This is a genomic window from Streptomyces sp. NPDC051662 (assembly GCF_040681655.1).
Lineage (GTDB): Bacteria > Actinomycetota > Actinomycetes > Streptomycetales > Streptomycetaceae > Streptomyces.
Map to the genome: position 1 here is coordinate 25923 of NZ_JBFAZD010000049.1, position 11061 is coordinate 36983.

11 protein-coding genes and 1 pseudogene are annotated in these 11061 nt (G+C 71.9%); 11 read left to right on the top strand and 1 reads right to left on the bottom strand.

Going from position 1 to position 11061, the window contains the following annotated elements:
• Positions 1 to 49: 49 nt before the first annotated feature.
• From AB0M67_RS40420 to AB0M67_RS40445, 6 genes and pseudogenes are all read left to right on the top strand, one after another.
• A complete protein-coding gene (locus AB0M67_RS40420; protein WP_365753084.1) occupies positions 50 to 1147 on the top strand; it encodes a ScpA family protein in 1098 nt (365 codons plus the stop codon).
• On the top strand, positions 1144 to 1812 hold the full coding sequence (gene scpB, locus AB0M67_RS40425) for an SMC-Scp complex subunit ScpB (RefSeq protein ID WP_365753086.1): 669 nt from the start codon (positions 1144 to 1146) through the stop codon (positions 1810 to 1812). Before AB0M67_RS40420 ends, scpB begins: the two co-directional genes overlap by 4 nt.
• Positions 1812 to 3017, top strand: coding sequence for a pseudouridine synthase (locus AB0M67_RS40430; RefSeq protein WP_365753088.1), 1206 nt, complete (start codon positions 1812 to 1814; stop codon positions 3015 to 3017). The genes scpB and AB0M67_RS40430 overlap by 1 nt, the downstream gene beginning before the upstream one ends.
• Before the next feature lie 227 nt (positions 3018 to 3244).
• Positions 3245 to 3988 carry an NUDIX domain-containing protein gene (locus AB0M67_RS40435; RefSeq protein WP_365753090.1) on the top strand — a complete coding sequence of 248 codons (744 nt, stop codon included), beginning with the start codon at positions 3245 to 3247 and terminating at the stop codon, positions 3986 to 3988.
• On the top strand, positions 3985 to 5007 hold the full coding sequence (locus AB0M67_RS40440; RefSeq protein ID WP_365753092.1) for an ADP-ribosylglycohydrolase family protein: 1023 nt from the start codon (positions 3985 to 3987) through the stop codon (positions 5005 to 5007). Before AB0M67_RS40435 ends, AB0M67_RS40440 begins: the two co-directional genes overlap by 4 nt.
• 46 nt (positions 5008 to 5053) lie before the next feature.
• Positions 5054 to 5602: pseudogene (locus AB0M67_RS40445) on the top strand (nucleotidyltransferase domain-containing protein); the annotation flags it as partial.
• Here AB0M67_RS40445 and AB0M67_RS40450 read toward each other — a convergent pair.
• Positions 5522 to 6274 (bottom strand): nucleotidyltransferase domain-containing protein, encoded by a 753-nt coding sequence (locus AB0M67_RS40450; RefSeq protein WP_365753094.1) that lies wholly within the window; start codon positions 6272 to 6274, stop codon positions 5522 to 5524. The pseudogene AB0M67_RS40445 and the gene AB0M67_RS40450 sit on opposite strands and share 81 nt — an antisense overlap.
• A gap of 134 nt (positions 6275 to 6408) precedes the next feature.
• On the opposite strand from AB0M67_RS40450, the gene aroH reads away from it, so the two are divergent.
• The 5 genes from aroH to der all read left to right on the top strand — a co-directional run bounded on the left by aroH (position 6409) and on the right by der (position 10921).
• Complete coding sequence (gene aroH / locus AB0M67_RS40455) at positions 6409 to 6771, top strand: chorismate mutase (protein ID WP_365753096.1); 363 nt, start codon at positions 6409 to 6411, stop codon at positions 6769 to 6771.
• Complete coding sequence (locus AB0M67_RS40460) at positions 6768 to 7853, top strand: prephenate dehydrogenase (protein WP_365753098.1); 1086 nt, start codon at positions 6768 to 6770, stop codon at positions 7851 to 7853. Before aroH ends, AB0M67_RS40460 begins: the two co-directional genes overlap by 4 nt.
• A 113-nt stretch (positions 7854 to 7966) precedes the next feature.
• Positions 7967 to 8680 (top strand): (d)CMP kinase, encoded by a 714-nt coding sequence (cmk, locus tag AB0M67_RS40465; RefSeq protein WP_365753100.1) that lies wholly within the window; start codon positions 7967 to 7969, stop codon positions 8678 to 8680.
• 29 nt (positions 8681 to 8709) lie between these two features.
• The gene (locus AB0M67_RS40470; protein ID WP_365753110.1) at positions 8710 to 9387 is read left to right on the top strand and encodes a lysophospholipid acyltransferase family protein; all 678 of its coding nucleotides are present in this window, start codon (positions 8710 to 8712) and stop codon (positions 9385 to 9387) included.
• Positions 9388 to 9460: 73 nt separating this feature from the next.
• Positions 9461 to 10921: a ribosome biogenesis GTPase Der gene (gene der / locus AB0M67_RS40475; protein WP_365753102.1), complete on the top strand. Its 1461-nt coding sequence runs from the start codon at positions 9461 to 9463 to the stop codon at positions 10919 to 10921.
• Positions 10922 to 11061 lie beyond the last annotated feature (140 nt).

The window sequence follows — 11061 nt, forward strand, 5'->3', positions numbered from 1 at the left end:
GGGTAGCCTGCGCGGGCCGCCCCGCCGCTCTCCCGCCACCAGGATCTCGATGCCCCCGCCCCCCGGTCTTCACCGCCCGCCCCGCCGCACTCTGGGCCGCGGGCCAGGGGCGTCGGCGCCCGAGCCGGTGCCCGAGGCCGCTCCCGTACCGGAGGCGCCGCCCGCGCCGGTGCCGGAGCCGGTGCCCGCGCCTGAGCCGGTGCCCGAGCTCGCACCTGTGGCGGAGTTCGCACCTGTCGCGGAGCCCGTGCCCGTGTCCGAGTCCGACTCCGCTCCCGGTGACGGGCGGTTCACCGTACGGCTGGTGAACTTCGAGGGCCCCTTCGACCTGCTGCTCCAGCTCATCTCCAAGCACAAGCTGGATGTGACCGAGGTCGCGCTGTCGAAGGTCACCGACGAGTTCATGGCGCACATCCGGGCCATGGGGCCGGACTGGGACCTCGACCAGACCACCGAGTTCCTGGTCGTCGCGGCGACCCTGCTGGATCTGAAGGCCGCCCGCCTGCTGCCCGCCGCCGAGGTCGAGGACGAGGCCGATCTCGCGCTGCTCGAAGCGCGGGACCTGCTCTTCGCACGGCTCCTCCAGTACCGCGCGTACAAGCAGGTCGCGGAGATCTTCAGCGAGCGTCTGGACGCCGAGGCCCGGCGCTATCCCCGTACCGTCGGACTGGAGCCGCACCACGCCGCGCTGCTGCCCGAGGTCGTCATCAGTATCGGGCCCGAGGGTTTCGCCCGGCTGGCGGTGAAGGCGATGCAGCCGAAGCCCAGGCCGCAGGTGTACGTGGAGCACATCCACGCGCCCCTGGTGTCGGTGCGGGAACAGGCGGGGATCGTCGTCGCGCTGCTGCGGGAGCGCGGTGAGGTCAGCTTCTCGGCGCTCACCGAGGACGCCGGGGACACCCTCACCGTCGTGGCGCGCTTCCTGGCGCTGCTCGAACTCTACCGGGAGCGTGCCGTCGCTCTGGACCAGGAGGAGGCGCTCGGCCCGCTCATGGTCCGCTGGACGGGCGGGGACGGCGATGTGGAGGCGTCGGTGACGGACGAGTTCGACCGCGAGTCCGGAGCGGATGAAGGGGCGGGCGGGGCAACGGCCACCGGAACGGTCCGGGGAACGGCCGGGGAAACGGGCGAGAAGGTGACGGTGTGAGGGCGAGCGAGCGGGAACAGGCGAGGGAACGGTCGGCGGAGCGGTCGGCGGGTACGGTCGCGGACCTCGACCTCAAGCCCGCGCTGGAGGCGGTCCTCATGGTCGTCGACGAGCCCGCGACCGAGGAACATCTCGCCAAGGTCCTCGACCGCCCCCGGCGGGCCGTCGCCGACGCCCTGCGCGAACTGGCCGACGAGTACGCCGTGGGGCGCCGGGGGTTCGAGCTGCGGCTGATCGCCGGCGGCTGGCGTTTCTACACCCGGCCCGAGTACGCGGCGGCCGTGGAGGCGTTCGTACTCGACGGCCAGCAGGCCCGGCTCACCCAGGCGGCGCTGGAGACGCTGGCGGTCGTCGCGTACCGCCAGCCCGTGAGCCGTTCCCGGGTCTCGGCGGTGCGCGGAGTGAACTGTGACGGCGTCATGCGGACCCTCCTCCAGCGCGGGCTGGTGGAGGAGGCGGGCGCGGAACCCGAAACAGGTGCGATCCTGTACAGGACGACGAACTACTTTTTGGAGCGGATGGGCCTGCGGGGCCTGGACGAGCTTCCGGAGCTCGCGCCCTTCCTCCCCGAGGCGGACGCGATCGAGGCCGAGAGCCAGGAAGGCGTTCCGTCGTTCGATCCGGACGCACCGGACACCGACGCAGACGACAAGACGGAACTTTGATGCGAAGCAACGGCAGGAACAGCGGTAGCGGCAACAGGAGCGGCGGAGGCAGGAGCGGCGGCGGCGACCGGGACAACCGGGGAGCCGGCGGCGGGCGTGACGACGAGCAGAAGCGGCCGTCACGACCCCGTCCCGAGGAGCGCCGTTACGACGTCGGCCGCTCGGGTCCCACCGGTGGTGCCGGCGCGTCCGGGGCACCTGCCGGCGCGCGCCGTTCCGGTGGCTCCGGGGGTTCCGGTTCCGGCGGTTCCGCGGGCGGCGCCTCCGGCGGGGGCTCCCGTCAGGGCGGTGCCCGGGGCGCGGCGGCCCGCGGCGGTGCCAAGGGCGGCCCCAAGCCCTCGCAGAGCGGTGGCCGCGGCGGTCCGCGCCGCGGTTCCCCGTCCCGTCCGCGCGAGCTGGACGCCAAGATCGAGCAGCGCAACCGCGACCGGTACGCGAACAGGCCCTCGGTCAAGACGCCCAGGACCAACCCGGGCGCCGAGCAGGAGGGCGAGCGGCTGCAGAAGATCCTCGCCCGCGCCGGCATGGGCTCGCGCCGGGCGTGCGAGGAGCTGATCGAGCAGGCCCGGGTCGAGGTGAACGGCGAGATCGTCCTCGAACAGGGCATGCGCGTGGACCCGGACCGCGACGAGATCAAGGTCGACGGGCTGACGGTCGCCACGCAGTCGCATCTCTTCTTCGCGCTGAACAAGCCGGCCGGGGTCGTCTCCACGATGGGGGACCCCGACGGGCGGCAGAACCTCGGCGACTACGTCACCAACCGCGAGACCCGGCTCTTCCATGTCGGCCGGCTCGACACGGAGACCGAGGGCATCATCCTGCTCACCAACCACGGTGAGCTGGCCCACCGCCTCACGCACCCCAAGTACGGCGTCAAGAAGATCTATCTCGCCGCGATCCAGGGCCCGCTGCCGCGCGATCTGGGCAAGCGGCTGAAGGACGGCATCCAGCTGGAGGACGGCTACGCCAAGGCCGACCACTTCCGGGTCGTCGAGAACACCGGCAAGAACTACCTGGTGGAGGTCACCCTCCACGAGGGCCGTAAGCACATCGTCCGCCGGATGCTCGCCGAGGCGGGCTTCCCGGTCGACCGGCTCGTCCGGACGTCGTTCGGACCGATCCCGCTGGGCGACCAGAAGTCCGGCTGGCTGCGCCGCCTCACCAACACCGAGGTCGGCATGCTGATGAAGGAAGTCGGGCTGTAATCAGCCCCGCGGCGCCCCTCCCCGGGGGCGCCGGATTCGCGAAGCCCGCGGCCCGATGGCCGCGGGCTTCTCCCTTGTGCGGACGGCCCGTTCAGTTTTATAGTCAACGTGACCATTAAGGGGGTGGCAGTGAATCCCGCGATCACGACTGGGACGGCCGTGCGCGCGTACGGCCGGGGGACCTGGACCCACGGGGGTGGCCCAGGCCCTTCCCCGGCGGTGCGGTCATGACGGCCCGGGGGCGGCGCCCTCCGAGGGGATACGATCCCGCCGCCTTCGAGCCGTTCGCGGTCACCGTCGATCTCGCCGTCTTCACCGTGCGGCTGGGCCGGCTGCATGTACTCCTCGTCGAGCGGGGAGAGGAACCGTACCGGGGCGACTGGGCGCTGCCCGGTGGCTTCGTACGGCCGAGGGAGTCCGCCGGGCAGGCCGCCCGCCGTGAACTCGCCGAGGAGACCGGGCTGTTGGTACGGAGCGCGGGCGCGTTCCATCTGGAGCAGCTGCGCACCTACAGCGATCCGGACCGCGATCCCAGGATGCGGGTGGTGTCCGTGGCGTACGCGGCGCTCGTCCCCGATCTGCCCGAGCCGCACGGCGGCGGGGACGCGGCCCGGGCCCAGTGGGTGGAGTTCGGCGCGCGCGGGCCGCTCGCCTTCGACCACGAACACATCCTCGCCGACGCCTACGACCGGGTCGGCGCCAAGCTCGAATACTCCTGTCTCGCCACGGCCTTCTGCCCGCCCGAGTTCACACTCGGGGAGCTGCGGCAGGTGTACGAGACCGTCTGGGGCGTGACGCTCGACCGCCCCAACTTCCGGCGCAAAGTCCTCACCACGCCCGGTTTCGTCCAGGCGCTGGAGGGGCCGCCGCGCCGGACGGGTGGCCGGGGGAAACCGGCCGCGCTGTACCGCGCGGGCCCCGCCACCACGCTGCACCCACCTCTGCTGCGACCGGAAGGACGGAACGCATGATCATCGCGAGGGCCCTGACCAAACAGGCCGCCACGGGCTCGCTGATCGGGCTCGCGCTCGGTGACGCGCTGGGCTTTCCCACCGAGTTCAAGGATGTGCCGTCGATCCTGGCCACCTGCGGTTCCTGGCGGGAGATGGCGCTCCCGGAGCCCGCGTTCGTCACGGACGACACCCAGATGACGCTGGCGTTCGCGCGCGGGATCAGGACGGCGATGGACCGGGGCGTGCTCGGTCCGCTGCGTCTTGAGCGCCCGGTACGCGACGAGTTCGTCCGCTGGTACCACTCCCCGGACAACGACCGCGCCCCCGGCAACACCTGCCTGGCGGCCTGCAGGCTCCTCGACAGCGACCGTCCCTGGCAGCGAGCCAGCCAGATGCACTCCAAGGGCTGCGGCGCCAATATGCGGGTCGCGCCGATCGGACTCGTCCCCGGCCTCAGCGACGAACAGCGGGGCGGCGCCGCGCAGTTGCAGTCGGCGCTCACCCACGGCCATCCGACGGCGCTCGCCGCCTCCGACCTGACGGCCCGCGCGGTCCATCTGCTGGCCAACGGCGGCGAGCCGCAGGGGCTGGTGGGCCAGCTGCGCTCGTACGCGTACGAGAACCGCGAGCACTACTACCACCGCTGGCTCGGCGACCTCTGGACCCTCTCCGGCGACCCCACGCCCGAGGCGTTCATCTCCCGAGGCTGGGACGAGTGCCTGGGGGCCCTGGAACGCCTTCAGGAGGCCCTGCGCTCCCCCTCCCCGGAGACCGACCCCTGTCTGGCCACCGGAGACGGCTGGATCGCCGAGGAAGCCCTCGCCACCGGCCTGCTCTGCTTCCTCCTCTTCCCCCAGGACCCGGTCACCGCCCTGCGCCGCGCCGCCTGCACGAGGGGCGACTCCGACTCCCTCGCCTGCCTCACGGGCGCGTTCGCGGGCGCCCACCTGGGCGCGGGTGCCTGGCCCCGGGAGTGGGCGGAGCGGATCGAGTACCACGGTGATCTGATGACGCTGGGAGCGCTCTGGGATTCTTGATCCATGAGTACGGCCGGTGTCCGGCGAGGAGACCGGCCCTTGTCTCCGGGACGGTGTGGAGATGGATCTGGTCACCCACGATCTGTGCAAGTTCGTCCGGCTGATGCTGCGGCGCAACGGCTATGTGCTGGAGCAGCTTCTCTCGCCGCTGGTCGTGCACACGAGCGAGGCCCACCGCGAGCTGGCCGCGCTCGCGCCCGGTGTGCTGACCGGCCATCACGCCCACCACTACCAGGGGTTCGCGCGGACGCAGTGGAGGCTCTTCGAGGAGACCGGCGAACTCAAGCCGCTGCTCTACACCTTCCGTGCGCTGCTCACCGGAATCCATCTGATGCGCAGCGGGGAGATACAGGCCCATCTGCCCACCCTGCTGGACGAGGTGGCCGCGCCGGCCTATCTGCCGGAGCTGATCGCGGCGAAGGCCGACGCCGAACACGGCCTGGCGACAGGGCCGGAGCGGCATCGGCTGGAGGCGGACGTGGCGCGGTCGCGCACGGAGCTGGAGGAGGCGCGGTCAGGGACGGCGCTGCCCGGTGAACCCGTCGTGTACGAGGCGCTGCACGACTTCGTCGTCCGGGTGCGCACGGAGCGCTGAGGCGCGGCGCGCGCGGGTGAGGAAGTCCTCCACGCGCGCGTGGTCCGGCTCGGGCGGCAGGGGGGAGCGGGGGGCCGCCTCATCGGCCTGGGCGACGAGGCGGGCGATACGGCGCTCCACCTCGGGCCAGGGGACCTCACCCCGCCTGACCGCCAGCAGCCGGTCCCGCTCCTCGCCGACATCGATCACCAGACCGCCCGTACGCAGCAGATCCCGGCAGGAGGCGAGCAGCCGCAGCAGATGCATGGCGTGCTTCCAGCGCGGGGCGCCGTGCCGGCGTACGTCGGCCGCCAGCTTCCCGCGCTGGCTCTCGGCGTAGCGGACGAACGTCCGATGCGCGTGGCGGGAGAGGAACGCGTCGCGCAGCGCGAGCAGTTCGCGGCCGGTGTCGTCGATCCGCTCGACGAGCGGGGAGTGCAGACACTCCAGGACATTGGGGTTGGTGCGCAGGGCGAGCGAGCAGAAACGCTCCAGCTCCCAGGAGAACTGTTCCGGGGCCGGGCCCTCGACATGGGCCGGCGGCTTCTCGAAACGCCAGAAGAGCGGGGTCGGGGCGAGGAAGACCCCGCGCCGGTCGGTGTCGCTCCCCTCCGTCGCCAGTCCGAAGGCGCGCGAGCCCATCACACACGCGTAGACGGTGTGTTCACGGACGAGCGCTTCCGGCGAGGTCATGGAGCAAGAGGGTACGGGGGCACCCCGTAACGTTCCGGGGTGGTCGGAGAACGTGGCGGGCGAACGGTCGCCGCGACCCCGTCGGCTACGGCTGACTACCCTGGGGCGAGCACTCGATCACTGAGGAGAACGTCGTGGCGGTACGAGCGGTCCGTGGAGCGGTCCAACTGGAGCGGGACGAGGCCGGGCACATGGACGACCAGGTCAGGCAGCTCCTCACCGCGATCCTGGAGCGCAACGCGCTCACCGCGGACGATCTGATCAGTGTCTGGTTCACGGCCACGCCCGATCTGCACAGCGACTTCCCGGCCGCCGCGGCACGCGGGCTCGGGATCGTCGACGTCCCCCTGATCTGTGCCCAGGAACTGGACATCGCGGGCGCCCTGCCGCGCGTCGTCCGTATCCTCGCCCATATCGAGTCCGACCTCCCCAAGTCCGAGATCGCGCACGTCTACCTCGGCGCCACGGCCACCCTCCGCAAGGACATCGCCCAGTGAGAACCGCCGTTGTCATCGGTACGGGTCTGATCGGCACCTCGGCGGCGCTGGCCCTGGCCGGCCGCGGGGTCACCGTTCATCTCAGCGACCACGACCCGTCGCGGGCCAGGACCGCCGCCGCTCTCGGCGCGGGGACGGACGAGGCGCCCGAGGGCCCCGTCGACCTCGCGATCATCGCCGTACCGCCCGCGCATGTCGCCGTCACGCTCTGCGCGGCGATGCGCGACGGCGTGGCCCGCGGCTATCTGGACGTGGCCAGTGTCAAGGGCGGCCCCCGGCGGGAGTTGGAGGCGCTCGGCCTCGATCTCGCCCCGTACATCGGTTCCCACCCCATGGCGGGCAAGGAGCGCTCGGGACCGCTGGCCGCGACCGCCGATCTCTTCGAGGGACGGCCGTGGGTGCTGACCCCGACCCGGGAGACCGACACCGAGGTGCTCAACCTCGCCCTGGAACTGGTCGCGCTGTGCCGCGCCGTGCCCGTGGTGATGGACGCCGACGCGCACGACCGCGCGGTCGCCCTGGTCTCGCACACCCCGCAGCTGATCTCGTCGATGGTCGCCGCCCGCCTTGAGGAAGCCGACGAGACGGCCGTACGCCTCTGTGGCCAGGGCATCCGCGATGTCACCCGGATCGCGGCCTCCGACCCCGGGATGTGGGTCGAGATCCTCTCCGCCAACCCCGGCCCGGTCGCGGACGTACTGGCCGGGGTCGCCGCCGACCTCGGCGAGACGGTCGAGGCGCTGCGCGCGCTCCAGTCCTCGGACGCGGACAAGCGGCGCGGCGGTGCCGCCGGGATCGAGGACGTCCTGCGGCGCGGCAACGCGGGACGGGTACGGGTGCCGGGCAAGCACGGCGCGGCCCCCGCGACGTACGAGATCGTGGCCGTCCTCATCAATGACCGGCCCGGTGAGCTGGCGCGTATCTTCGCGGACGCGAGCCGCGCCGGGGTCAATGTGGAGGACGTGAGGATCGAGCACGCGACCGGGCAGCAGGCGGGCCTGGCGCAGCTGATGGTCGAGCCGTCGGCGGCCCCGGCGCTCTCGGCGGCCCTGCGGGAACGCGGCTGGTCGATCCGGCAGTAGGCGTCCCGCCGAACGGGTGCATTCGGGGTCCTGAGTACTCGGTAACCTTGTGCGGGGGCGTATGTGCGTCCCCGCACATCCACCCCCTTGAACCAGGAAGGTGTCCGACCCCCGTGGACAACGGAGCAACCCCCGCCCGGACCGCCCCGGCCGCTGTGATCGTCGCCATCGACGGGCCCTCCGGCACGGGCAAGTCGAGCACCTCCAAGGCCGTGGCCGCCCAGCTCGGGCTGCGCTACCTGGACACCGGCGCGCAGTACCGCGCGATGACCTGGTGGATGATCACCAACGGTGTCGATGTCTCGGACGCCGCGGCCGTCGCGACCGCCGCGGGCAAGCCGGTGCTGGTCTCCGGGACCGACCCGGCCGCCCCCACGATCACCGTGGACGGGTCGGACGCCGCCGGTCCGATCCGTACCCAGGAGGTCACCTCCAAGGTGAGCGCGGTCAGCGCCGTGCCCGAGGTACGGACCGTCGTCACCGAGCTCCAGCGCTCCATCGCCGCGGCGGCGGCGAAGGGGATCGTGGTCGAGGGCCGCGACATCGGTACGACCGTGCTGCCGGACGCCGATGTCAAGATCTTCCTCACGGCGTCGCCGGAGGCGCGCGCGGCGCGGCGCAGCGGTGAGCTGAAGGGCAAGGAGGCGACCGATGTCGCCGCCACCAAGGACGCCCTGGTCAAGCGGGACGCGGCCGACTCCGGCCGCAAGACGTCCCCGCTCGCGAAGGCCGACGACGCGGTCGAGGTGGACACCACGGAGCTCACGCTCCAGCAGGTCATCGAGTGTGTCGTGACCCTGGTCGAGGAGAAGCGGAACACGAAGTGAGCACACCGTCAGCACCGGCGGCCGGAGCCATGTCACCGAAGGATGTGACCCGGGCCCCGGCCCCGGCCCCGGCCTCGGAGAAGGGCGCGGCGATCGGGCGCGGCATCGGCATCGGGCTGATGAACGGCCTGTGGAAGCCGCGGGTGCTGGGCGCCTGGCGGGTCCCGGCGAACGGCCCCGTCATCCTCGCCGTCAACCACGCGCACAACATCGACGGCCCGATGCTGATGGCCACCTCGCCCCGTCCGGTGCACTTCCTCATCAAGAAGGAAGCGTTCATCGGCCCGCTCGACCCGTTCCTGCGGGCCATCGGCCAGCTGAAGGTGGACCGTTCGGTCGCCGACCGCGCCGCGATCACCGACGCGCTCGGGGTGCTCAGGGACGGCGGTGTGCTGGGGATATTTCCCGAGGGGACCCGGGGCGAGGGAGACTTCGCCTCACTGCGTGCCGGGCTGGCGTACTTCGCCGTACGGTCCGGGGCGCCGATCGTGCCGGTGGCGGTCCTGGGCAGTACGGACCGCCGGGGCCGGCTGATACCGGCGCTGCCCCCGCTGCGCAGCCGTGTGGACGTCGTCTTCGGTGACGCCTTCGAGGCGGGGGACGGCACCGGCCGGCGCACCCGCAAGGCGCTGGACGACGCCACCGCGCGGATCCAGGAACGGCTGACCGTCCACCTGGAAAACGCCAGGCGCCTGACCGGGCGCTAGCGGAAACTTGAGTACTTGAGTAGTGCGCCGCGTGCCGCGGCGCACCGATCACGATGAACGAGGTACGGACTTCATGAACGACCAGATCGACTCCGCCGACGAGCACGGAGAGCTCGGCGATGCCGAGTACGCGGACTTCATGGAGCTTGCCGCTCAGGAGGGCTTCGAGGCCGAGGAGGTGGAGGGCGCGATCGGTGAGGCCGGTCATGGCCCGCTGCCCGTCCTCGCCGTCGTCGGCCGCCCGAATGTCGGCAAATCCACTCTCGTGAACCGGATCATCGGCCGCCGTGAGGCGGTCGTCGAGGACAAGCCCGGCGTCACCCGCGACCGGGTCACCTACGAGGCCGAGTGGGCCGGCCGTCGCTTCAAGATCGTCGACACCGGCGGCTGGGAGCAGGACGTCCTCGGTATCGACGCCTCCGTCGCCGCCCAGGCCGAGTACGCGATCGAGGCCGCCGACGCGGTCGTCTTCGTCGTGGACTCCACGGTCGGCGCGACCGACACCGACACGGCCGTGGTCCGGCTGCTGCGCAAGGCGGGCAAGCCCGTCGTCCTCTGCGCCAACAAGGTCGACGGACCGAGCGGCGAGGCCGACGCCACGGCGCTCTGGTCGCTCGGGCTCGGCGAGCCCCACCCGGTCTCCTCGCTGCACGGCCGGGGCACCGGCGACATGCTCGACGCGGTGCTCGAAGCGCTGCCCGAGGCCCCGGCGCAGACGTTCGGCACCGCTCTCGGTGGTCCCCGCCGTATCGCGCTCATCGGCCGCCCGAATGTCGGCAAGTCGTCCCTGCTCAACAAGGTCGCGGGCCAGGACCGCGTGGTCGTCAACGAGGTCGCGGGCACCACCCGTGACCCGGTCGACGAGCTGATCGAGCTGGGCGGCGTCGTCTGGAAGTTCATCGACACCGCCGGTATCCGGCGGCGGGTCCATCTCCAGGAGGGCGCGGACTACTACGCCTCGCTGCGTACCGCCGCCGCCGTCGAGAAGGCCGAGGTGGCGGTCGTACTGATCGACACCAGCGAGTCCATCAGCGTCCAGGACCAGCGGATCATCACCATGGCCGTCGAGGCGGGCCGCGCCCTGGTCATCGCGTACAACAAGTGGGACACGCTCGACGAGGAGCGCCGCTACTACCTGGAGCGGGAGATCGAGACGGAGCTGGCGCAGGTCGCCTGGGCCCCCCGGGTGAATGTCTCCGCGCGTACCGGCCGTCATATGGAGAAGCTGGTCCCGGCGATCGAGACGGCCCTCGCGGGCTGGGAGACCCGGGTACCGACCGGCAGGCTCAACGCGTTCCTGGGCGAGCTGGTCGCCGCGCATCCGCACCCGATCAGGGGCGGCAAGCAGCCCCGCATCCTGTTCGGTACGCAGGCGGGGACGAAGCCGCCGCGTTTCGTGCTCTTCGCCTCGGGCTTCATCGAGGCCGGCTACCGGCGCTTCGTGGAGCGCCGGCTGCGCGAGGAGTTCGGCTTCGAGGGCACCCCGATCCATATCTCCGTCCGGGTGCGCGAGAAGCGCGGCCGCAAGAAGTAGGCGAGGGAGCCCGGACGTACATCGCGCCGGAAGCGGTGGGGCCCGGCCCTCCCCGCCACCGCCGTCGCTTCCGCCGCTGCCCTGGGAGGGCTTGTCCTGACCGTTGTAGAGACCGGCCAGTACATACGGCCGGTCCAGAT